The sequence below is a fragment of the Kitasatospora cathayae genome, from assembly GCF_027627435.1.
Lineage (GTDB): Bacteria > Actinomycetota > Actinomycetes > Streptomycetales > Streptomycetaceae > Kitasatospora > Kitasatospora cathayae.
In genome coordinates this window covers 3,032,152-3,055,497 of record NZ_CP115450.1, presented here as the reverse complement: position 1 = coordinate 3,055,497, position 23,346 = coordinate 3,032,152, and the positions used below count along the sequence as shown (strand labels likewise).

The window sequence follows — 23,346 nt, the reverse complement described above, 5'->3', positions numbered from 1 at the left end:
CACCCAGTGGACACCTCCCTCCCGCACGACCCGCCGTACGACCTGCTCGGCGTCGGCGTCGGCCCGTTCAACCTCTCGCTCGCCGCCCTCGCCGAGCCCGTACCCGGACTGCGCACCCTCTTCTGCGACCAGCGCCCGGAGTTCCGCTGGCACCACGGCATGCTGGTGGACGGCGCCCGGATGCAGGTGCCCTTCCTCGCCGACCTGGTCTCGCTGGTGGACCCGACCAGCCCGTGGTCCTTCCTCAACTACCTGCGCGCCCAGGACCGGCTGTTCCCGTTCTACTTCGCCGAGCGCTTCCAGCTGCCCCGCCGGGAGTACGACCACTACTGCCGCTGGGCCGCCGAACGGCTGCCCAACTGCCGCTTCGGCACCGAGGTCACCGCCCTGCACTGGGCCGCCGGCCCGGAGGACGGCGCGTGCTTCCGGGTCGAGTTGACGGACACCGCGACCGGGCTGCGCAGCGAGGTCAGGGCCCGCAACCTCGCGCTCGGCGTCGGCACCCGCCCCGTGCTGCCCGAGGCCTTCGCCGCCCTGGCGAACCACCCGCGGGCCTTCCACTCCGCCGAGTACCTGGACCGCCGCGCCGACCTGACCGGCGCCCGGGACATCACCGTGGTGGGCAGCGGGCAGTCCGGCGCCGAGGTCTTCCTCGACCTGCTCCGCCGCCACGAGGGCGACGGCGTCCGGCTGCGCTGGCTCACCCGGACCAGGGCGCTCGCCCCCATGGAGTACTCCAAGCTCGGCCTGGAGCACTTCACCCCCGACTACACCCGCTACTTCCACAGCCTGCCCGGCCCGGTCCGGGACACCCTGGTCGCCGCCCAGTGGCAGCTGCACAAGGCCGCCAGTGCCGAGACCCTCGCCGAGATCCACGACCACCTCTACGAGCGCACCATCGGCCGCCCGATCGACACCGCCCCGGTCGAGATCACCCCCGGCACCGCCGTCACCGAGGCCCGCCCGGGCCCCTGCGGCGGCCTCGAACTGCACTGCCGGCACACCGACTCCGGCACCGAGCACGTGCTGCGCACCGACGCCGTGGTGCTCGCCACCGGCTACCGCGCCGCCCGCCCGGCCGCGCTCGAACCGCTCGCCCACCTGATCGACTGGGACGAGTCCGGGCGCTACCGGGTCGACCTCGACCACCGGGTCGCCACCCGGCCCGGGCTCACCGGCGGCCTCTACGTCCAGAACGCCGAACTGCACACCCATGGCGTCGGCACCCCCGACCTGGGGCTCGGTGCCCACCGGGCCGCCGTCATCCTCAACGCCGTCACCGGCCGGACCGTCCACCGGCTGCCCGACCGCACCGCCTGGACCGGCTTCGCGCCGCCCGTCCCGCCCGTCTCGACCGTCCCAACCGTTTTGACCGTCCACACCGCACAGCCCGACACCGTCGTCCCCCGCCCCCAGGAGCTGACCCGTGCCGCAACCGTCGGCCGCTGAACCGCCGCTCTACCTGCCCCCGCACCTCACCGCAGGGCACTGGCGGCGGGCCGGCCGCGCCCTGCTGGCCAAGATGCTCGGCGAGTTCGCCTACGAGGACCTGCTCAGGCCCGTCCCGGGCGCCCTCGACGGCGAGTACCTGCTCAAGCTGCCCGGGGCCGAGTACCGCTTCGCCGCCCGGCGCGGCGCCTACGACAGCTGGCAGGTCGACCCGGAGTCGATCCGCTGCTCGCAGCCGGACGGCCTGGACCCGCTGCGCTTCCTCCCGTACGCCCGGGAGACCCTCGGGATGCGCGGCGGGACCACCGCCCACCTGATCCGCGAGCTCACCGCCACCCTGACCGCCGACGCCCGCCAGCTGGCCACCGCGCTCACCGCCGCCGAACTCGCCGACCTCGACCACCCCGCGCTGGAGGGGCGGCAGGGCGGCCACCCGTGGATCGTCCCCAGCAAGGGCCGGATCGGCTTCTCCGGCACCGACGCCGCCCGCTGGACTCCGGAGGCCCGCAGCCCGCGCCCGCTGCCCTGGATCGCCGTCCACCGCCGGCTCGCCCAGTACCGCGGCGTGCCCGGTCTGGAACACCCCGAGCAGCTGTACGGCCGCGAAGTGGACGACCTCGACGCGCTGCGCGCCCCGCTCGGGGCCGGCGCCGACGACTACCTGCTGCTGCCCGTCCACCCCTGGCAGTGGGACGAGACGATCCTGCCGTTGTTCGCGCCCTGGATCGCCTCCGGCGAGATCGTCCCGCTGCCCTCGGACGGCGACCCACGGCTGCCCCAGCAGTCCATCCGCTCCTTCTTCAACACCGCCCACCCCGAGCGCTGCACGGTCAAGCTGCCGTTGTCCATCCTGAACACCCTGGTCTGGCGCGGCCTGCCGGTCGAACGGACCCTCGCCGCGCCCGCCGTCACCGCCTGGCTGCACGGGCTGCGCGACGCCGACCCGTACCTGCGGGACGAGTGCCGGGTGATCCTGCTCGGCGAGATCGCCTCCGTCACCGTCGACCACCCCCTCTACCGGGAGATGCCCGAATCGCCGTACCAGTACAAGGAACTGCTCGGCGCGATCTGGCGCGAACCGCTCGGCCCCTTCCTCGCCGCGGACGAACGCGCCCGCACCCTCGCCGCCCTGCTGCAGACCGGCTCCGACGGGCGCGCGCTCGCCGCCGAGCTGATCGCCCGCTCCGGCCTCACCCCCGCCGAGTGGACCGGCCGGCTGTTCGCCGCGATGCTGCCGCCGCTGCTGCACTTCCTCTACCGCTACGGACTGGTCTTCTCCCCGCACGGCGAGAACGCCATCGTGGTCTTCGACGACCGTGGCACCCCGACCCGGCTCGCGGTCAAGGACTTCGTCGACGACGTCAACCTCAGCGACCAGGACCTGCCCGAACTGCGCGACCTGCCCGCCGAGGCCGCCGGCGTGCTGCTGCGGGACGACCCCCAGGGGCTCTGCCAGTTCATCCACTCCGGGCTGTTCATCGGCGTCTTCCGCTACCTCGCCCCGCTGCTGGAGGCGCAGACCGGACTGCCCGAGACCGAGTTCTGGGCCCTGCTGCGCACCGAGATCCACCGCTACCAGGACCGCTTCCCCGAGCTGCGCGAGCGCTTCGAGCTGTTCGACCTGTTCCGGCCCCGGATCGACCGGCTCTGCCTCAACCGCAACCGGCTGATCATGGACGGTTACCAGGACCGCCCGCACCGCCCGCACGCCGTGCGGCACGGGACGGTGCCGAACGCGCTGGTCGTCGTGGAGGTGCGTCCTCCGGCCCAGCGGGACCGGATTGTCACCCCCGCCCCGTAGGGTGGAAGGGTCATGACGAACGACTCCGAATCCCACGACTCCGAATCCCAGCGGGCGACGGACCTCGGCGACGAGGCCGAGGAAGCCGTCACCGTCCCGCGCTCGCGGATCCCCGAGCTGCTGCACGCCGCGGTCGAGGCCGTTGGTGGCGTGGAGCGCCCCGGCCAGGTGCGGATGGCCGAGGCCGTCGCCGACGCCGTCGAGCACGCCGAGCACCTGCTCGTGCAGGCCGGCACCGGCACCGGCAAGTCCCTCGCCTACCTGGTACCGGCGCTCGCCCACGGCGACCGCGTGGTGGTCGCCACCGCCACCCTGGCGCTGCAACGCCAGCTGGTGGAGCGGGACTTGCCGCGCACGGTCGAGGCGCTGCACCCGGTGCTGCGCCGCCGCCCGCTGTACGCGATGCTCAAGGGCCGCTCCAACTACCTGTGCCTGCACCGGGCCAACGAGGGCACCCCGAGCGACGAGGGCGAGGGCCTGTTCGACCCGGTGGACGCGCTCGGCGGCCCCACCGGCAAGCTCGGCCAGGAGGTGCTGCGGCTGCGCGACTGGGCGGAGGAGACCGAGACCGGGGACCGGGACGACATGAGCCCCGGCGTCTCGGACAAGGCCTGGGCGCAGCTGTCCGTCAGCTCCAAGGAGTGCCTGGGCGCCACCCGCTGCGCGTACGGGCAGGAGTGCTTCGCGGAGAAGGCCCGGGAGCGGGCCAAGCTGGCGGACGTCGTGGTCACCAACCACGCGATGCTCGCGATCGACGCGATCGAGGGCGCGCCGGTGCTGCCCGAGCACGGTTTGCTGATCGTGGACGAGGCGCACGAGCTGGTCAACCGGGTCACCGGCGCGGCGACCGCCGAGCTGACCGTCGGCGCCGTCAACCGGGCGGTGAAGCGGGCGGCCCGGCTGGCCAACGAGAAGGCCGTGGACCAGCTGCAGGCCGCCGCCGAGAACTACCACGGCCTGATGGAGACCGCCCAGCCCGGCCGGGTCGAGGAGCTGCCCGAGTACCTGGCGTACGCGGTCACCGCGATCCGGGACGCCGCCCGGCAGGTGATCACCTCGCTCGGCGAGACCAGGGACAAGGGGCTCAGCGACGAGGACGCGGTCCGCAAGCAGGCGATGGCCTCGGCCGAGACGCTGCACGAGACCGCCGAGCGGCTGCTGGAGGACTCCGAGTACGACGTGGTCTGGATCGAGCGCAGCGACCGCTACGGGCTCGGCACCGCCTCGCTGCGGGTCGCGCCGCTGAGCGTGTCCGGGCTGCTGCGCGAGGGCCTGTACAAGGAGCGCTCGGTGGTGCTCACCTCCGCCACCCTCAAGCTCGGCGGGGACTTCAACGGCGTGGCAGGCTCGGTCGGCCTGCCCAAGGAGACCCGGCTGCCGGACCAGCGCACGCCCGGCGACAACCCGGAGCCGGGCTTCGGCGAGGATGCCGTCCCGCACTGGCGGGGGATCGACGTCGGTTCGCCGTTCAAGTACCCCAAGCAGGGCATCCTGTACGTCGCCAAGCACCTCGCCGATCCCGGGCGCGATCCCGAACGGCCGGACATGCTGGACGAGTTGGAGGAGCTGATCGGCGCGGCCGGCGGGCGGACGCTGGGCCTGTTCTCCTCGATGCGCGGCGCCCAGGCGGCCGCCGAGGCGATGCGGGAGCGCCTGGACCACCGGATCCTGCTCCAGGGGGAGGACACCCTGGGCGAGTTGATCCGGGAGTTCGCCTCGGACGCGACCACCTGCCTGTTCGGCACGCTCTCGCTGTGGCAGGGCGTGGACGTCCCCGGCTCGGCCTGCCAGCTGGTCGTGATGGACCGCATCCCCTTCCCGCGGCCGGACGACCCGCTGATGAGCGCCCGTCAGAAGGACGTCGAACAGCACGGCGGGAACGGCTTCATGGCCGTCGCGGCGACCCACGCGGCACTGCTGATGGCGCAGGGCGCGGGCCGGCTGGTACGCGCGGCGGACGACCGGGGTGTGGTGGCGGTGCTCGACCCGCGGGTGGAGACCAAGCGGTACGGGGGCTTCTTCCGGTCCTCGATGCCGGAGTTCTGGTACACCACGGACCGCAACCAGGTGCGCCGCTCGCTGGCGGCGATCGACGCCTCGGCGCCGCCGGTGCGGCCGGTGGTGAAGCGGGGCTGAGGCCCTGACTCCTGACCTGACTCCTGAACGCCGGAGGGGCTCCCCGCAGTCGCGGTGGAGCCCCTCTCCGGTGGTGCGGTGGTGTGCGTGGAGGTCAGAGGCGGCGCAGGACGGCGACGACCTTGCCCAGGATGGTGGCGTTGTCGCCGTTGATCGGCTCGTACGCCGGGTTGTGCGGCATCAGCCAGATCCGGCCGTCCTCGCGCTTGAGCCGCTTGACGGTGGCCTCGCCATCGATCATCGCGGCCACGATGTCGCCGTTCTCGGCGACCGGCTGGCGGCGCACGGTGACCCAGTCGCCGTCGCAGATGGCCGCCTCGATCATCGAGTCGCCGCGCACGGTGAGCGCGAACAGCTCGCCCTCGCCGACCAGCTGGCGGGGCAGCGGGAAGACGTCCTCGACGGTCTGCTCGGCCAGGATCGGACCGCCGGCGGCGATCCGGCCGACCAGCGGCACGTAGGAGGTGGAGGGGCGCCCGGCCGTCTCGGCGGTGTTGGGGCGGGCCACCTCGACGCCGCGGACCTCGTAGGCGCGCGGGCGGTGCGGGTCGCGGCGGAGGAAGCCCTTGCGCTCCAGGGCCATCAGCTGGTGGGCGACCGAGGAGGTGCTGGACAGGCCCACGGCCTGGCCGATCTCGCGCATGGACGGCGGGTAGCCGCGGCGCTGGACGGAGTCCCGGATGACCTCGATCACCCGGCGCTGGCGCTCGGTGAGGCCGGCCTCGTCGGTGCGGATGCCGGGGGGGCGGCCGGGCATGGCGCGGGCCGGGGAGGAGTGGGTGTCGTCCATTGTGGTGGAGTGTTCGATCGGCTGGTCGGGGACGCGGCCCGTGGTGGAAACGGCCGGGCCGGAGAGGCGGTGGTCTTCGCTACGGTCCATGCTGATGTCCACGCTCTGCTGATTCGTGGTGCGCTGCCCCACCTTGAACTGGGAGTGTTCCTGCACCGGGATGGTGTTGCTTTCGATGGTGTTCACGGCGGCCCCTCTCGACGGCTGTCCTCTCCCTTTTCCAGCCCAACGCACCTCCTATCGAAAGGTTGCGCCAAACACACGTTCGAGTGAATTATTCGGGAGTTGGCTGACTCGATCAAGGCTTTGTTGTACATCGAGTAAATGTTCGACCGGATGTCGACTCCGGCAGTCTAATCGGCGCCGACACGCCAGGGGTGTCTCTTCCCCCGAAGGCCTACATGTAGTGGCTAGAGTCCTCTCCGTGCCCAGTACTAGTGGTCGCGTCGCATGATCAGCTTGCCGAGGCCGGGGGCACATCGCATAGACTCAACCGGTCCGCACGTCCTGCCAGGGAGGGATCCCCAGGTGCACTGCCCCTTCTGCCGGCACTCCGACAGTCGCGTCGTCGACAGCCGGACCACCGAGGACGGCAGCTCCATCCGCCGTCGTCGACAGTGCCCGGACTGCGGTCGCCGTTTCACCACCGTGGAGACGGCCGCGCTCATGGTCACCAAGCGCAGCGGCGTCACCGAACCCTTCTCCCGGCAGAAGGTGATCACCGGAGTCCGCAAGGCCTGCCAGGGCCGCCCGGTCACCGAGGACGCCCTCGCCCAGCTCGGGCAGCGGGTCGAGGAGTGCGTGCGCGCCAGCGGCAACGCCGAGCTGACCACCCACGACGTCGGGCTGGCCATACTCGGCCCGCTGAAGGAACTCGACCTGGTCGCGTACCTGCGCTTCGCCAGCGTGTACCAGGCGTACGACGGACTCGAGGACTTCGAGGCCGCCATCGCGGAACTCCGGGCCGAGCGGCCCGCCACCGAGGCGGACGGCACCTGCGTGCCCGTTCCCGCCGCCGCGCCCTAGGAGGCGCGCCGGGCCCCCGCGGGCCCGCCACAGCCAACACAACGCAGGCCCCCAGCGGGCCGTCAGCACCACACCGGCCCCGCGAGGGCCCACGCGTGCCCGAAATCGGGGCACGAAACACTACGAACCGTGCGTAAGCGGGCGAGGTCTCCGCCTGCCCGCACACCGGAAGAACGAACCAGCGGTGCCCGGATTTTTCGGGGCACTTCGGGCGTTTGCCCAGGAGGAGGAGCGAGAAGTGACAGACACCACGAGCGGTTCCGCACGCGGGTCGAAGTCCGAGAAGGCCGCGGCCAAGGGCGCCAAGGCCCCGAAGGGCGGTCTCCGGATGGAGCGCATCTACACCACTCCTGGCGTGCACCCGTACGACGAGGTCCGCTGGGAGCGGCGCGACGTCGTCATGACCAACTGGCGCGACGGCTCGATCAACTTCGAGCAGCGCGGCGTGGAGTTCCCCGAGTTCTGGTCGGTCAACGCCGTCAACATCGTCACCTCCAAGTACTTCCGCGGCGCCGTCGGCACCCCGCAGCGCGAGTGGAGCCTCAAGCAGATCATCGACCGCGTGGTGCTCACCTACCGCGCGGCCGGCGAGAAGCACGGCTACTTCGCCAGCAAGGACGACGCCGAGATCTTCGAGCACGAGCTGACCCACGCCCTCCTCCACCAGGTGTTCAGCTTCAACTCGCCGGTTTGGTTCAACGTCGGCACCAAGCAGCCCCAGCAGGTCAGCGCCTGCTTCATCCTGTCCGTCGACGACTCCATGGAGTCGATCCTCGACTGGTACAAGGAAGAGGGCATGATCTTCAAGGGCGGCTCCGGCGCCGGCCTCAACCTCTCCCGCATCCGCTCCTCCAAGGAACTGCTGTCCTCCGGCGGCAACGCCTCCGGCCCGGTCTCCTTCATGCGCGGCGCCGACGCCTCGGCCGGCACCATCAAGTCCGGTGGCGCCACCCGCCGCGCGGCCAAGATGGTCGTGCTCGACGTCGACCACCCGGACGTCGAGGCCTTCATCGAGACCAAGGTGAAGGAGGAGGAGAAGATCCGTGCCCTGCGCGACGCTGGCTTCGACATGGACCTCGGCGGCGACGACATCACGTCCGTCCAGTACCAGAACGCCAACAACTCGGTCCGGGTCAACGACGAATTCATGACCGCCGTCGAGAACGGCACCGAATTCGGCCTGCGCGCCCGGATGACCGGCGAGGTCATCGAGACCGTCGACGCCAAGAAGCTGTTCCGCAAGATGGCCGAGGCCGCCTGGGCCTGCGCCGACCCCGGAATCCAGTACGACTCCACCATCAACCACTGGCACACCTGCCCCGAGTCCGGTCGCATCAACGCCTCCAACCCGTGCTCGGAGTACATGCACCTGGACAACTCCAGCTGCAACCTCGCCTCGCTGAACCTGATGAAGTTCCTGCGCGACGACGACTCCTTCGACGCCGCCACCTTCGCCAAGGTCGTCGAGCTGGTCATCACCGCGATGGACATCTCCATCTGCTTCGCCGACTTCCCGACCGAGAAGATCGGCGAGACCACCCGCGCCTTCCGCCAGCTCGGCATCGGCTACGCCAACCTCGGCGCCCTGCTGATGGCCACCGGCCACGCCTACGACAGCGAGGGCGGCCGCGCCCTGGCCGGCGCCATCACCTCGCTGATGACCGGCACCGCCTACCGCCGCGGGGCCGAACTCGCCGGTGTGGTCGGCCCGTACGACGGCTACGCCCGCAACGCGGCCGCGCACCAGCGGGTCATGAAGCAGCACGCCGACGCCTCGCTGGACGCCGTCTCCTTCGACGACCTGGACGCCCCGGTCTGGCTCGCGGCCAACAAGTCCTGGCAGGACGTGCTGCGGATCGGCGCGCAGAACGGTTTCCGCAACGCCCAGGCCTCGGTCCTCGCCCCGACCGGCACCATCGGCCTGATGATGGACTGCGACACCACCGGCGTCGAGCCCGACCTCGCCCTGGTCAAGTTCAAGAAGCTGGTCGGCGGCGGCTCGATGCAGATCGTCAACGGCACCGTCCCGCGCGCCCTCAAGCGCCTCGGCTACCAGGACGAGCGGATCGAGGCGATCGTCGCCCACATCGCCGAGCACGGCAACGTGGTGGACGCGCCCGGCCTGAAGACCGAGCACTACGAGGTGTTCGACTGCGCGATGGGCGAGCGCTCCATCTCCCCGATGGGGCACGTGCGGATGATGTCGGCGATCCAGCCGTGGATCTCCGGCGCCATCTCCAAGACGGTGAACATGCCGGCCGGCGCGACCGTCGAGGACGTCGAGGAGATCTACTTCGAGGCGTGGAAGATGGGCGTCAAGGCGCTCGCCATCTACCGCGAGAACTCGAAGGTCGGCCAGCCGCTCTCGGCCAAGAAGAAGGACTCCGAGGACAAGGCCGAGGAGACCGCCGTCGCCGCCACGGTCGAGAAGGTCGTCGAGTACCGCCCCGTCCGCAAGCGCCTGCCCAAGGGCCGCCCGGGCATCACCACCTCCTTCACGGTCGGTGGCGCCGAGGGCTACATGACCGCCAACTCCTACCCGGACGACGGCCTCGGCGAGGTCTTCCTCAAGATGTCCAAGCAGGGCTCGACCCTCGCGGGCATGATGGACGCCTTCTCCATCGCCGTCTCGGTCGGCCTGCAGTACGGCGTGCCGCTGGAGACCTACGTCTCGAAGTTCACCAACATGCGCTTCGAGCCGGCCGGTCTGACCGACGACCCGGACGTGCGGATGGCCCAGTCGATCGTCGACTACATCTTCCGCCGCCTGGCGCTGGACTTCCTGCCGTTCGAGACCCGCTCGGCGCTCGGCATCCACTCCGTCGAGGAGCGCACGCGCCACCTGGAGACGGGCTCCTACGAGCCGCTGGAGGCCGAGGAGCTGGACACCGAGTCGCTGGCCCAGTCCGCCCCGGTGGCCCCGGCCAAGCCGGCCCCGGCCGTCGAGGCGCCCAAGCCCGCCCCGGCCCCGAAGCAGGCCCACAACTCCACGGAGCTGATGGAGATCCAGCTCGGCCTCAACGCCGACGCGCCGCTCTGCTTCTCCTGCGGCACCAAGATGCGCCGCGCCGGCAGCTGCTACCTCTGCGAGGGCTGCGGCTCCACCAGCGGCTGCAGCTGACCGCCGGACTGACCCCGCGCGGGTGAGCCACGCCTAGGGCGGGGCGAGGACTTCAGGTCCTCGCCCCGCCCCTTTTCGTTGCCCGGCGGCACCGATGTCACGAATGCGGGCGGTGTCCGGTCCGTAGGGGGTGACGGCGTCTTCCGAGAGGAGTGGTGTGGTGATGGGGACGGTGCTGGTGACCGGGGCGACGGGGACGTTGGGCCGGGAGGTGGTGCGGCTGTTGGTGGCGCGCGGGGTGGCGGTGCGGGGGTTGAGCCGGCGGGCGCGGGAGGCGGCGGACGGGGTCGAGTGGGTGGTCGGGGACCTGGTGACCGGGGCGGGGATCGCGGCGGCCGTGGCCGGGGTCGAGACGGTGGTGGACTGTGCGACCACGCAGGGGAAGAAGGACGTGACCGCGCTCGGGCGGCTGGTGGCGGCGGCCCGGGAGGCCGGGGTGCGGCACCTGGTGTACGTGTCGATCGTCGGGATCGACCGGGTGCCGATCGCGTACTACCGGGCGAAGCTCGGCTGTGAGCGGGTGCTGCGGGAGTCGGGGCTGGGGTGGACGGTGCTGCGGGCGACGCAGTTCCACGACCTGCTGCTGAAGGCCTTCGAGCTGAGCGCGAAGCTGCCGGTGTTCCCGGTGGTGAGCGGCGCCCTGATCCAGCCGGTGGAGGTCCGGGAGGTGGCGGAGCACGTCGTGGAGCTGGTGGGGCGGGAGCCGGCCGGGTTCGCGCCGGAGGTGGGCGGGCCGCGGGTGCGGTCGTACCGGGAGCTGGCCGAGGCGTACCTGCGGGCGGCGGGCCGGCGGCGGGTGCTGCTGCCGCTGCGGATCCCGGGGGCGGCCGGCCGGGCCCTGCGGGCGGGCGGGCTCACGACGCCGGAGCGGGCGGTGGGGCGGGGGACCTTCGAGGAGGCACTGACGCGGCGTTCCGGGTGAGCACCCGGGCAGCCGTCAACCAGGGTTGACGTCCGGTCGCTGCGCGAGTCGCTGCGGCTGAAGTCGGGGGAGATCGCGGCGGGCCACCTGCTGCTCGGGGTGCTCCGGGTGGAGGACGGCCTCGGGCTGCGGGTGGTCACCGAGCACGGGCTGGACCCGGCGGCCGTGGGGCTGGCGGTGGAGGCGAAACGGGCCTGAGCGGCCCGGTCCAGAGTGAATGAAGGAGATTGACCGTCAACTAGCGGGTTGAGGCCAATGTCTGAATCGATATGATCGGCCGAAAGCGTGAACCGATCAGCCGCCCGGAGACGTTTCGCGACGTCGCCGGGCGGTCTGGTATGCGCCCGACCAGCCGTCGGCGGCCGCGAACGTCGCCGACCCGCCGCCCGCGCCGCCGCCCGCCGACGTTGCCGAGGACCGCACCGATGAGAGATGCCACCAGCCCCGACGGTCGGCCGCGCCGTCGCCCGGCGCCACGCACCGCCGCGCTGACCGCGGCCGCCGTCCTGCTGGCGCTGGTCGCCGCGCCGGTCGGCATCGGCCGGGCCCTGGGCGCGCACCAGCCGCTCACCGCCGTCGCCGTGGCCGCGGTGGCGGTGCTCTGGCTGATCGCGGTCGGCCTCGCCGCGAGTGGCGCCGAGCGCTCCCGCATGCTGGCCGAGGAGCTGGCCGCGCAGCACGAGGAGACCCGGGCCGCGCTGGTCGCCGCCGGCACCGCCCGGCAGGCCGAGACGGCCGCCCGGGACCGGGCCGCCGCCGCGCTCACCGAACGGGACGCCGCCCGGGCCGAGCGGGCCCGGGCCGAGGCGGACGTCACCTCCGCGCACGCCGAGCTGGCCCGGCTGGAGGCCCGGCTGGACACCGAGCGGGCCGAGGCCGAGGCGGAACGGGAGCGGGCCGCCGCCGAGCGGGCCGAGCTGGAGCGGATCCCGGAGGGCGTGCTGCCCGAGGTGGTGAAGAAGCTGCGCGGGGGCGCGGCCGTGGACAGCGCGCTGGCCGCCCACCGCGAGCACCCCCAGTACGCGCTGCTGCGCGCCGTCGGCGAGGAGATCGGCCGGGGCGAGCGGCTGCGGGCCGCCGCGCTCGCGGTCTGCGCGACCGCCGCCGGCCGGGTCCAGGCGCTGGCCACGAGCATGCACGCCGAACTGCGCGAGATGCAGCACCGGCACGACGAGGAGGTCCTCGGCGACCTGCTGCGGCTGGACCACTCGACCGCCCAGGCGGGCCGGATGGCCGACAGCATCGCGGTGCTCACCGGCGCCCGCTCGGGCCGCCGGTGGGCCAAGCCGATCGCGGTGGAGTCGGTGCTGCGCGGCGCGCTCGGCCGGATCGGCGCCTACCAGCGGGTACGGCTGCACAACGCCAGCACCGCCGCGGTCGCCGGCTTCGCGGCCGAGGGCGTGATGCACGCGCTGGCCGAACTGCTGGACAACGCCACCAACTTCTCCGCCCCGCCGGCCGAGGTGCACGTCTACGTCGAGGAGGTGCCGGCCGGTCTGGCGGTCACCGTCGAGGACAGCGGGCTGGGCCTGAGCGACAGTTGGCTGCGCCGGGCCGAACGCGCCGTCTCCGCCGAGCCGCTGGACCTCGCCACGCTGTCCGCCGGCACCCGGCTGGGCCTCGCGGTGGTCGGCGTGCTGGCCCGCAAGCACGGGCTGCAGATCTCCTTCCGGCCGTCGGCGCGCGGCGGCACCGGGGTGGTGATGCTGATCCCGCAGCAACTGGTCGCCCACCCCGTGCCGACGTCCACCCCGGCTCCCGCCCCGGCGTCAGCGCCCGCCACCGAGGCCGTGCGCCCCGCGCTCACCCCCGCCCGCCCGGCGCCCGCCTCACTGCCGCCCGCGCCCAGCGCGCCGAGCGCCCCCAGCGCCGTACCGTCCGCTGCACCGGCCACTGCGGCGGTCCCGGCACCCACCGTCCCCGCCCGGGCCCCGTCCGCTCCCGCCCGGATGACCGACAGCGGCCTGCCGCAGCGCCGCCGCGGGCAGACGCTGGCCACCACCACCCCGGCGGCGGCCCCGACCGCCAAGCCCGTACGGACCGACGCGGCGCGCGCCGCCGCCCGGTTCGGCGCCTTCCGTAGGGCCGCCCAGCCGGCGCTGCCCGCATCCACCGGGGCGGCGCCGTCCACGGACACCGACACCACGCCCGACGCTTCCCCCGTCACCGACAAGGATTCCTGATGAGCAGCGCCACCGACCGCGACCTGGACTGGCTGTTGGAAAACCTGCTGGCCGCAACGCCCGGCACCCGGCACGCCCTGGTGCTGTCCGCCGACGGCCTCAAGCTCTGCCACACCGCCGGGCTGAGCGCCGACCAGGCCGACCAGCTGTCCGCGATCGCCTCCGGTCTGCAGAGCCTGGCGCACGGCGCCTCGATCGAGTTCGGCGACGGCAGCGGCGGAGTGCGGCAGTCGATGACCGAGTTCCACGGCGGCATCCTGTGCATCGTGGCGGCCGGTGAGGGCGCGCACCTCGCGGTGGTCACGGACGACGACGCGGACGTGGGCGTGGTCGGCCACAACATGCACGGCCTGATCGAGCAGATCGGCATCCACCTCAGCGCGCCCGCCCGGGGCGGGGAATCCGGCGGGGCCGCCGACGAGAGCGCCGGGATATGAACGGGGGGCCGGTGCTGCCGGGCCGGGACGACGACCCGGACCGCCTCTACACCATCACCGGCGGCCGCAGCCGTGCCCCGGAGACCGCCTTCGACCTGGTCACCCTGATCGTCGCCGAACGGGAGCCGGCGCCGGGGATGCAGTCGGAGCACGTCCGGATCCTGCGGATGTGCGAGGCCCCGACCGCCGTGGTGGAGGTGGCGGCCGAGCTGTCGCTGCCCGTCTCGGTGGTGAAGATCCTGCTCGGCGACCTGCTGGAGTCCGGCGCGGTCACCGCCCGCCACCCCAGGTTCGCGCCGAACAAGGCCCGGCTGCCCGATCTCGACACGCTGAAGCAGGTGCTGCATGGCCTCCAACGGCTCTGACGTCCCCCCGGCGGAGCGCACCCCGCTGCGGGCGAGTGCCGACAACGCACTGAAGATCGTCGTGGTCGGCGGCTTCGGGGTGGGTAAGACCACCCTGGTCGGCTCGGTCAGCGAGATCCGCCCGCTGAACACCGAGGAGGTGATGACCCGGGCGGGGGAGGGCATCGACCCGGCCGGCAGCTGGGGCAAGCGCTCCACCACGGTCGCCTTCGACTTCGGCCGGATCACCCTGTCCGAGCAGCAGGTGCTCTACCTGTTCGGCGCGCCCGGGCAGGAACGTTTCTGGTTCCTCTGGGACCGGCTGTTCAGCGGGGCCCTGGGCGCGGTGGTCCTGGTGGACACCCGGCGGCTGGAGGACTCCTGGTACGCGATCGACCGGCTGGAGCACCACGGCACCCCGTTCATCGTCGCCCGCAACAACTTCGGCGAGCCCGGCCACACCCTGGAGCAGGTCCGGGAGGCCCTGGACCTGCCGCCCGAGGTCCCGCTGGTGGACTGCGACGCCCGCGACCGGGAGTCCGGCAAGCGGGTGCTGATCGAACTGGTCCACCACCTGGCCGCCCTGGCCGGGGCCGACGCGGCCGCCCTCGTGGGGGCCGACGCCGACGAGGCGGCGGTCGCCTTCGCCGGGGCACCCGACGCGACCCACCAGCAGAGCACCCCGTGATCCGGATCTACGAGGAGAGCACCCCGTGACCCAGCCCGCCGCCACCCCGCCCCCGGGCTGCCCGGCGCACGCCGGCGCCGCGCCGCTGTACGGGCCGCGCTTCCAGACCGACCCGGCCCAGCTCTACCGCGAGCTGCGCGCCGCCCACGGCCCGGTCGCCCCGGTCGAGCTGGCCGGCGGCGTACCCGCCTGGCTGGTGATCGGCTACCGCGAGCTGCAGCAGGTCACCGGCCAGCCGCAGCTGTTCGGGCGGGACTCCAGCCGCTGGCACGCCTGGGCGACGCTGCCCGCCGACTGGCCGTTGAAGCCGATGATGGCGCCGGTGCCGTCGATGCTGTACACGGAGGGCGAGGAACACGTCCGCCGCTCCAGCGCGGTCACCGACGCGCTGGCCGGGATCGACCCGTACGAGCTGCGCAAGCACTCGGAGGAGATCGCCGACCGGCTGATCGACGGTTTCGCCGGGCGCGGCGAGGCCGACCTGGTCGCCGAGTACGCCCACCTGATGCCGTTGCTGGTGCTCTGCCGGGTGCTGGGCCTGGACGAGGAGCGGGCGGCCGAGCTGGTCGACGCGGTGCTCACCATGCTGGACGGCGGCGCGGGCGCGCAGGCCTCCGCCCAGCGGCTGCTGGAGCTGATGCTCGAGGTGGTCCGGGCGAAGGCCGAGCACCCGGGCGGGGACGTGGCCTCGCGCATGCTGGCCCACCCCGCGGGCCTGGACCACGACGAGATCATGCGCGACCTGCGGGTGCTGTTGATCTCCGGCCACCAGCCGAGCTCGTACTGGATCTCCAACGCGCTGCGGCTGATGCTCACCGACGAGCGGTTCTCCGCGTCGCTGGCGGGCGGGCGGCGCAGCATCAGCCAGGCGCTCAACGAGGTGCTCTGGGAGGACACACCGGTCCAGATCTTCGCCGGCCGCTGGGCGGTGCGGGACACCCAGCTCGGCGGTCAGCGGATCGCCGAGGGGGACATGCTGCTGCTCGGCTTCGCCGGAGCCAACGCGGACCCGTCGGTGCGCCAGCCCGACGGCCGCCCGGCCGAGGGGAACCGGGCGCACATGAGCTACTCGTACGGCGAGCACGGCTGCCCGTTCCCGGCCCAGGAAGCGGCCGAGGTGATCGCCACCACCGCGATCGAGGTGCTGCTGGACCGGCTGCCGGACCTGCGGCTGGCGGTGGCCGAGCACGCGCTGGTGTGGCGGCCCTCGGCCTGGGTGCGCGGGCTGGTCGCGCTGCCGGTCTCGTTCACCCCGGGCCACTGACACCCGTCGTTCCGGCCCGAGTCGACCCCACGTCCCCGTACGCGAAGTCCCCGTGTGTGAAGGAGAGTTGCCGCCGATGACCGCTGTCCCGGCCCCGATCGCGCTCGACCCGCTGGCCCGCGACAACGCCGCGGAGGGCGCCCTGCTGCGGGCCGCCGGCCCCGCGGTGCCCGTGGTGCTGCCCGGTGGGGTCGCCGCCTGGGCGGTGACCCGGCACGCGGCCGCGCGCGACCTGCTCACCGACGCCCGGCTGGTGAAGGACGCCCGGCACTGGGCGGCCTACCAGCGCGGTGAGGTGCCGAAGACCTGGCCGCTGATCGGCCTGGCGGTGCCCGGTCCGAGCATGGTGACCACGGACGGCGCCGAGCACCGCCGGTTGCGGGCGCTGGTCGCCCAGGCCTTCACCCCGCGCCGGGTCGAGCTGATGCGCCCGCGGGTGGAGGAGATCACCCACGCGCTGCTGGACGGCCTGGCGGCCGGGGAGCGGGTGGTCGACCTCAAGACCGCCTTCGCCTTCCCGCTACCGATGACGGTGATCTGCTCGCTGCTGGGCGTCCCGGAGTCGGACCACGGCCTGCTGCGCGACCTGTACGAGCGGTTCTTCGGCATCAAGCCCGACCCAGGGGGCATCCAGGCGACCGTCGCCGGGCTGAACGCCTTCGTCAACGGCCTGGTGGCACAGCGCCGTTCGGCGCCGGGCGAGGACCTGGCGAGCGTGCTGCTGGCGGCGGACACCGAGGGCGGGGCGCTCACCGACGCGGAGGCGGCGGCCACCCTGCGGGTGATCATCGCGGCCGGCCACGAGACCACGGTGAACCTGATCGGCAACGCGGTGCGGGCGCTGCTGGCGCACCCGGACCAGCTGGAGCTGGTGCGTTCGGGCCGGGTGTCCTGGGACGCGGTGGTCGAGGAGTCGCTCCGCTGGACGCCGCCGACCAGCAACTTCCTGTTCCGCTTCACCGCCGCGGACATCGAGGTCGGCGAGCTGGTGATCCCGGCGGGCGAGCCGGTGCTGGTCTCGTACAACGCGATCGGCCGGGACCCGCTGCAGCACGGGGTGACGGCGGAGCTGTTCGACGTCACCCGGGACCCGACCCGGCACCTGTCCTTCGGCCACGGTCCGCACGTCTGCCCGGGCTCGCCGCTGGCCCGGCTGGAGGCGGGGATCGCACTGCCGGCGCTGTTCGAGCGCTTCCCCGGGCTGTCGCTGGCGGTGCCGGACGGCGACCTGCGGCCGAGCCCGTCGCTGGTGGTGAACAGTCTGCTGGAGCTGCCCGTCCGGCTCTGGTGACGTCGCTCCAGGAGCGGGGGCCCCGTCCGGCTTCCGGGCGGGGCCTCGGCGTCCGGTGGCCGCCGTCGTCCGGTGTTCGCGGGCGCGGTTTCGGGGCTCGTCGGGTTTCGGAGGTCGTCGGGTTTCGGGACTCGTCGGGTTTCGGAGGTCACGGTCGGGGCACCGGTGTGTGAAGGTCGACCACGGACCTTGGCGGCGGCCGACGGCTGCGTTAACGTCGTCGAATCGGTTCGGCCGCCCGCTCGCTCCGCGATTTCTGCCCGCCCATCTCCGGTACAGCGCAATGTCGTTCAGCCAACCCCAGGCAGCTCGCCCTGGCGAGGAGGACCGCATTGACCCCCAACCCGACCGTGCCGTCCCAGAGTTCCCGCCGCCGACTGGTCGCCGTGCCCGCGCTGCTGGCGGCGCTGGCCCTGACCGCGGCCTGCTCGAACAGCTCCGGCGGTTCGGGTGACGGCGGTGGAGCCGCCCAGACGCTGACCGGCGACTGCGCCAAGTACCAGCCGTACGCGGGACATTCGGGCACCACGGTGACGATGTTCGCCTCGATCCTCAGCCCGGAGTCGGACAACCTGGAGAAGTCCTGGGCCGAGTTCAGCAAGTGCACCGGGATCAGGATCAGCTACGAGGGTTCCAACGACTTCGAGTCCCAGCTGCCGGTCCGGGTGGCCGGCGGCAACGCCCCGGACTTCGCGATCATCCCGCAGCCGGGCCTGCTGGCGCAGATGGTCAAGAGCGGCAAGGTGGTCAAGCCGCCCGCCCAGACCGTTGCCAACCAGGACAAGTGGAGCCCGGTCTGGAAGACCTACGGCTCGGTCGACGGCACCTTCTACGCGGCGCCGATGAGCGCCAACATGAAGTCGCTGGTCTGGTACTCGCCGAAGGCCTTCGCGGCGGCCGGCTACGAGGTGCCGAAGACCTGGGCGGACCTGATGACGCTCAGCGACCGGATCGCCAAGGCGGGCGGTCCCAAACCCTGGTGCGGCGGCATCGCCTCCGGCACGGCCACCGGCTGGCCGGCCACCGACTGGCTGGAGGAGGTGGTGCTGGGCACGTACGGCGGCGACGTGTACGACCAGTGGGTCGGCCACCAGGTGAAGTTCTCCGACCAGAAGATCACCACGGCGATGCGGACCGTCGCCGACTGGATGCTCAACCCGGCCTGGGTGAACGGCGGTTACGGCGACGTGAAGTCGATCGCCACCACCACCTTCCAGGACGCGGGCGCGCCGATCCTCACCGGCAAGTGCGCGATGCTCCAGCAGGCCTCCTTCTACGAGGCGCAGTGGCCCAAAGGCACCAAGGTCGCCCCGGACGGTGACGTCTTCGCCTTCCACCTGCCCGCGGTCAACCCGGCGATCGCCAACCCGGTCGAGGGCGGCGGTGAGTTCCTGGCGGCCTTCTCCGGCCGGCCCGAGGTGCAGGCGGTGCAGAACTACCTGTCCAGCTCGGACTGGGCGAGCAGCCGGGTGAAGACCGCGAGCGGCTGGGTCTCGGCCAACCAGGGCGTGGACAAGAGCCTGTACACCGACCCGATCGACAAGCTCTCGGCGGAGGCGCTGACCGACCCGAGTGCGACCTTCCGCTTCGACGCCTCCGACATGATGCCGGCGGCCATCGGCTCCGGACAGGAGTGGAAGTCGCTGACCGCCTGGTTCGCGGAGGGACAGTCGATCCAGAAGGTCGCCGGCGACATCGACGCCGCCTGGCCCAAGTAGCGGCCCACCGTCCGGACTTCAAGGCAGCCGCCGTCCGGACTTCGAGGCAGCCGCCGTCCGGACGTACCCGGGGACCACCTGTCGAGGGCGGTGCGGGGCCCCCCCCCCCCCCCCCCCCCCCGCCCGCACCGACCGGCACCGCCCGCTTCCCACCCGCTTCTCACCGGACCCGAAGGGACGTGCAGCCATGTCCGTATCCGGCTCCCCGCCGGCCGCCGACTCCCTGGCCGTCGGCGCCTGGGGTGACGCGGCGGTCAAGTTCGGCAACAGCGTCGGCGCGATCGCGGGCTTCCTCGGCATCCTGCTGGTGGTCTTCCTGGTGGCCGGCCGGGCCCGGGGCCGCCTGGCCCGCCCACTGGCGGTGCTGGTCTTCCTCGGCCCGGCCGTACTGCTGCTGGTGGTCGGCCTGGTGGCGCCACTGATCCGCACCGTCTACCTGAGCCTGCACAACGCGGACGGCAGCAGGTTCGTCGGCGGCGAGAACTTCGGCTGGGCCTTCACCACCGATTCGGTGCAGAAGGTGCTGGTCAACACCCTGCTGTGGCTGCTGGTCGCGCCGCTGGCGGCGACCGGCCTCGGCCTGGTGCTGGCGCTGCTGGTGGACCGGATGCGCGGCCAGTCGGTGTACAAATCGCTGATCTTCATGCCGATGGCGATCTCGCTGGTCGGCGCTTCGATCATCTTCAAGTTCGTCTACGAGGCGCGCGGGAAGGACCAGCCGCAGATCGGGCTGCTCAGCCAACTCGCCCACGCGGTGGGCTGGTCGGACCCGCCGAACTGGCTGCTCAGCCAGCCGCTGAACACCTTCCTGCTGATGGTCGTGATGGTCTGGGTGCAGACCGGGTTCGCGATGGTGGTGCTGTCGGCGGCGATCAAGGCGATCCCGGACGAGGTGGTGGAGGCGGCCCGGCTGGACGGTGCGACCGGGGTCCGGCTGTTCTGGTACGTCACCGTGCCGATGATCCGCACCACGGTGATGGTCGTGCTCACCACCGTAATGATCATCACCTTGAAGGCCTTCGACATCGTCCGCACCATGACCGGCGGCAACTTCGGCACCCAGGTGCTGGCCAACGAGATGTACTCGCAGTCCTTCGGGCAGTCCAACGACGGGCGGGGCGGTGCCCTCGCGGTGCTGCTGTTCCTCGCGGTGCTGCCGCTGGTGGCCTACAACATCGTCCAGCTGCGGAGGGAGCGTGAGGTGCGGTGAGCCATCGAGGCGGGGTGAGTGATCGGGACCCGGCGAGTGACCGGGGCCCGGCGGGTGGTCGGAGCCCGGTGGGCCGCGCGATGACCGACCGTCCCCGGAACCCGGTGCGGAAGTCCTTCAGCAGCCCACTGGCCTCGGCGTTCGTGATCGCGATGACGGTGCTCTGGACGATCCCGACCTTCGGCCTGCTGGTGACCTCGCTGCGCCCCAAGAAGGACGTGACCACCGACGGCTGGTGGAACGCCCTGATCCACCCGGACTTCGGCCTCGGCAACTACCACGAGGTGCTGTTCGAGGGCGGCTCCGGCAGCTCCACCGGCATGATGCCCTTCCTGGTGAACTCGCTGGCGATCAGCATCCCGGCCACCCTCTTCCCGCTGGTGCTCGCGGCGATGGCGGCGTACGCACTGGCCTGGGTGCGGTTCCGGGGGAGCGACGCGGTGTTCTTCACGGTGTTCGCGCTCCAGGTGGTGCCGCTCCAGATGGCACTGATCCCGTTGCTGCGGCTGTTCTCCGGCGGCGCGCACCTGGGCCCGCTGACGCTGATCCCGGCGCTGGGCGTGAAGGGCAGCTACGCCCCGGTCTGGCTGGCGCACACCATGTTCGCGATGCCGCTGGCGGTGTTCCTGCTGCACAACTTCATCGCCCAGCTGCCGCGCGACCTGATGGAGGCCGCTGTGGTGGACGGCGCCTCGCACTTCAAGATCTTCCGTTCGATCGTGCTGCCGCTGTGCGCGCCGGCGCTGGCCTCCTTCGCGATCTTCCAGTTCCTGTGGGTCTGGAACGACCTGCTGGTCGCGCTGGTCTTCGCGGGCGGCACACCCGAGGTGGCGCCGATGACGGTCCGGCTGGCGCAGCAGGCCGGTTCGCTCGGCGGGCGCTGGGAGCTGCTCACCGCCGGGGCGTTCCTGTCGGTGATCGTGCCGCTGATCGTCTTCTTCAGTCTCCAGCGGTACTTCGTCCGGGGGCTGCTGGCCGGGTCGGTGAAGGGGTAGTCGGGGGGAGGGATGGGTGGTCAGGGCTTCTGAACATGTTCAGTAGAAACTTTTGAACCTGTTCAGAATGGTCTACAGTCGGCAGCGGCAGAGGCGTCGAACAGCCGCCCGCGGACCGCCCGGAGGGCGGCCTCCGCATGCCCGTCGACCACCGAGGGGGACTCATGACAGGCCTGCCCACGCCTGCCCCGAACGATCCGCTGCCCGCCTCCGGGCCGCATCCGTCGGACGATCCGTACGTGCCGTACGCGGCGGCCGATCCGTATGCTGCGGCCGACCCGTACGCGCCGTACGCAGCGTCCGGCCGGGGTGCGTCGGCGTCCGGCCACGGCGCGTCGTCTGGCCGGCGTGCATCGTCCCGCCCGTACCGGCCCGGCGGTCCGCACGGCTCGTCCGTCGTGTCCGGGCCGACGATCGGGGCCCGGCTGCACCTCACCGACCCCGAGCGGCGGGCGGCGGCCACGCCCCGGGTCCTCCTGTTCGCCCTGCTCACCGGCCTGCTGACGGCCTGGCTGCTGTACGACGGGGTGGGTGCCAACCTGCTGATCTGCGGTGCCGCCACGGCGGTCGTCGCCGGTCTCGTCGCCCACGCGGCCGGTCGCCGGATCCGGCCCTGGACGGTCGTCTGGAGTCCGCTGGCCCTGGCCCTGCTCGCCGTTCCGGCCTGCTGGGACGCGGGTTGGCCGGCCCTGCTGGCCTCCGGCTGCGCGCTGGGCCTGGCCTCGCTCGCGCTCCACGGTGGCCGCCGCTGGTCGGGGGTGCTGTTCGCCCTGCCCGCCGTGCTCTGGCAGTTGGTGCCGGGCGTCGGCTGGGTCTGGGACGGTCTGGAGGGGCGGCCGCTGCCGGGGCGCGGGCGGATCGTGCCGGTGCTCAAGGCGCTCGCGGTCGCCGCCCTCCTACTGACCGTCTTCGGCCTGCTGTTCGCCAGTGCCGACGCCGCCATGGCGGACCTGCTGGCCGGCCTGAGTCCCAGCATCGACATCCACCAACTGCCACTGCGCGGACTGCTCTTCGCGCTCGGCACGCTCACCGCGTTGGGCTTCGCGCACATCGCGGCCGGCCCGCGCCGCTGGGACCGGATGACGGTCCGCCCGGGGCGGGAGCGGCGACGGCTGGAGTGGGCGCTGCCCCTGGTCGCGCTCAACCTGATGTTCGGCGCCTTCGCGGTGATCCAGGCCGTGGTGGTGCTCGGCGGCGCGGACGCCGTGCTGAGCAACACCGGGATGAGCCGCTCCGCGTACGCCCGGCAGGGCTTCTGGCAGCTGAGCGTGATCACCGTGCTGACCCTGGTCGTGGTGGCCGTCGCCAAGCGCTGGGCCCCGCGCACCACCCCGGCCGACCGCCGACTGGCGCGGATCCTGCTCGGGCTGCTCTGCCTGCTGGCGCTGGCGGTGGTCGCCTCGGCGCTCGGCCGGATGTGGTTCTACGTGGACGCCTCCGGGCTCACCCGGCTGCGGCTGTGGGTGCTGGTGGTCGAGCTCTGGCTGGGCGTCGTCTTCCTGCTGCTGATCACGGCCGGGCTCACTCGTGGCACCGGCTGGTTGCCGCGCGCCGTCGTCCTCAGCGGCATGCTCACCGTCGCGGTGTACGGCCTGATGGGGCCGGACGCGATCGTCGCGGAGCAGAACGTGGCCCGGTACGAGCGCACGCAGCAGATCGACCTGCGCAACGTCCGCGAACTCTCGGCGGACGCGGTGCCCGCCCTGGACCGGCTGCCGAACCCCCAACGGATCTGTGCGCTCGAACTGATCCGGGCCGACCTGGCGAACGATCGCGCGCCCTGGTACGCGACCAGCCACTCCGCCGCCCGGGCCCGCGAGATCCTCGCCGCACGGCCGTTGGTCGAGGGCGGGAGCGCGAGGACGAGCGCCTGCGAGCGGGCGGGACTGCACGTGGACCCGTACTTCTGACCGCCGGGCGCACGCGGCGGGCCCGCCGGGAGCGTACGGCTCCCGGCGGGCCCGGCCGGTG

Annotated in this window: 18 protein-coding genes; 17 read left to right on the top strand and 1 reads right to left on the bottom strand. The window is 72.6% G+C overall.

What is annotated here, in order from left to right:
• The first annotated feature begins 6 nt into the window (after positions 1-6).
• From O1G21_RS13480 to O1G21_RS13470, 3 genes are read left to right on the top strand one after another with little or no spacing between them, the layout of a single operon-like run.
• On the top strand, positions 7-1,449 hold the full coding sequence (locus O1G21_RS13480) for a lysine N(6)-hydroxylase/L-ornithine N(5)-oxygenase family protein (protein WP_270143638.1): 1,443 nt from the start codon (positions 7-9) through the stop codon (positions 1,447-1,449).
• Complete coding sequence (locus O1G21_RS13475) at positions 1,427-3,250, top strand: IucA/IucC family protein (protein ID WP_270143636.1); 1,824 nt, start codon at positions 1,427-1,429, stop codon at positions 3,248-3,250. The genes O1G21_RS13480 and O1G21_RS13475 overlap by 23 nt, the downstream gene beginning before the upstream one ends.
• Positions 3,251-3,262: 12 nt before the next feature.
• Positions 3,263-5,386: an ATP-dependent DNA helicase gene (locus O1G21_RS13470; RefSeq protein ID WP_270143634.1), complete on the top strand. Its 2,124-nt coding sequence runs from the start codon at positions 3,263-3,265 to the stop codon at positions 5,384-5,386.
• Between the two features lie 94 nt (positions 5,387-5,480).
• On the opposite strand, the gene lexA is transcribed toward O1G21_RS13470, so the two are convergent.
• Positions 5,481-6,176 carry a transcriptional repressor LexA gene (gene lexA, locus O1G21_RS13465; RefSeq protein ID WP_270150969.1) on the bottom strand — a complete coding sequence of 232 codons (696 nt, stop codon included), beginning with the start codon at positions 6,174-6,176 and terminating at the stop codon, positions 5,481-5,483.
• A gap of 528 nt (positions 6,177-6,704) precedes the next feature.
• Here lexA and nrdR point away from each other — a divergent pair.
• From nrdR to O1G21_RS13395, 14 genes are all read left to right on the top strand, one after another.
• Positions 6,705-7,202, top strand: coding sequence for a transcriptional regulator NrdR (nrdR, locus tag O1G21_RS13460; RefSeq protein WP_270143632.1), 498 nt, complete (start codon positions 6,705-6,707; stop codon positions 7,200-7,202).
• Positions 7,203-7,440: 238 nt separating this feature from the next.
• Positions 7,441-10,323, top strand: coding sequence for a vitamin B12-dependent ribonucleotide reductase (locus O1G21_RS13455; RefSeq protein WP_270143630.1), 2,883 nt, complete (start codon positions 7,441-7,443; stop codon positions 10,321-10,323).
• 163 nt (positions 10,324-10,486) lie between these two features.
• Positions 10,487-11,245, top strand: a complete 759-nt coding sequence (locus O1G21_RS13450; protein ID WP_270143628.1) for an SDR family oxidoreductase — start codon at positions 10,487-10,489, stop codon at positions 11,243-11,245.
• 39 nt (positions 11,246-11,284) lie between these two features.
• A complete protein-coding gene (locus O1G21_RS13445) occupies positions 11,285-11,443 on the top strand; it encodes a Clp protease N-terminal domain-containing protein (RefSeq protein WP_333493556.1) in 159 nt (52 codons plus the stop codon).
• 227 nt (positions 11,444-11,670) lie between these two features.
• Entirely contained in the window at positions 11,671-13,428 is a 1,758-nt protein-coding gene (locus O1G21_RS13440) for a sensor histidine kinase (RefSeq protein WP_270143626.1), read from the top strand.
• Positions 13,428-13,865 (top strand): roadblock/LC7 domain-containing protein, encoded by a 438-nt coding sequence (locus O1G21_RS13435; RefSeq protein WP_270143624.1) that lies wholly within the window; start codon positions 13,428-13,430, stop codon positions 13,863-13,865. The genes O1G21_RS13440 and O1G21_RS13435 overlap by 1 nt, the downstream gene beginning before the upstream one ends.
• Positions 13,862-14,230, top strand: a complete 369-nt coding sequence (locus O1G21_RS13430; RefSeq protein ID WP_270143622.1) for a DUF742 domain-containing protein — start codon at positions 13,862-13,864, stop codon at positions 14,228-14,230. Before O1G21_RS13435 ends, O1G21_RS13430 begins: the two co-directional genes overlap by 4 nt.
• Entirely contained in the window at positions 14,211-14,897 is a 687-nt protein-coding gene (locus tag O1G21_RS13425) for a GTP-binding protein (RefSeq protein WP_270143621.1), read from the top strand. The genes O1G21_RS13430 and O1G21_RS13425 overlap by 20 nt, the downstream gene beginning before the upstream one ends.
• A 25-nt stretch (positions 14,898-14,922) precedes the next feature.
• Positions 14,923-16,161, top strand: a complete 1,239-nt coding sequence (locus O1G21_RS13420; RefSeq protein ID WP_270143619.1) for a cytochrome P450 — start codon at positions 14,923-14,925, stop codon at positions 16,159-16,161.
• A 76-nt stretch (positions 16,162-16,237) separates the two neighbouring features.
• Positions 16,238-17,452, top strand: coding sequence for a cytochrome P450 family protein (locus tag O1G21_RS13415; RefSeq protein ID WP_270143618.1), 1,215 nt, complete (start codon positions 16,238-16,240; stop codon positions 17,450-17,452).
• Positions 17,453-17,784: 332 nt separating this feature from the next.
• Positions 17,785-19,170: an ABC transporter substrate-binding protein gene (locus O1G21_RS13410; protein ID WP_270143616.1), complete on the top strand. Its 1,386-nt coding sequence runs from the start codon at positions 17,785-17,787 to the stop codon at positions 19,168-19,170.
• 187 nt (positions 19,171-19,357) lie between these two features.
• Entirely contained in the window at positions 19,358-20,380 is a 1,023-nt protein-coding gene (locus tag O1G21_RS13405; RefSeq protein WP_270143615.1) for a carbohydrate ABC transporter permease, read from the top strand.
• Positions 20,381-20,460: 80 nt separating this feature from the next.
• Positions 20,461-21,375 (top strand): carbohydrate ABC transporter permease, encoded by a 915-nt coding sequence (locus O1G21_RS13400; protein WP_270143613.1) that lies wholly within the window; start codon positions 20,461-20,463, stop codon positions 21,373-21,375.
• 164 nt (positions 21,376-21,539) lie between these two features.
• The gene (locus tag O1G21_RS13395; protein WP_270143612.1) at positions 21,540-23,285 is read left to right on the top strand and encodes a DUF4153 domain-containing protein; all 1,746 of its coding nucleotides are present in this window, start codon (positions 21,540-21,542) and stop codon (positions 23,283-23,285) included.
• Positions 23,286-23,346 lie beyond the last annotated feature (61 nt).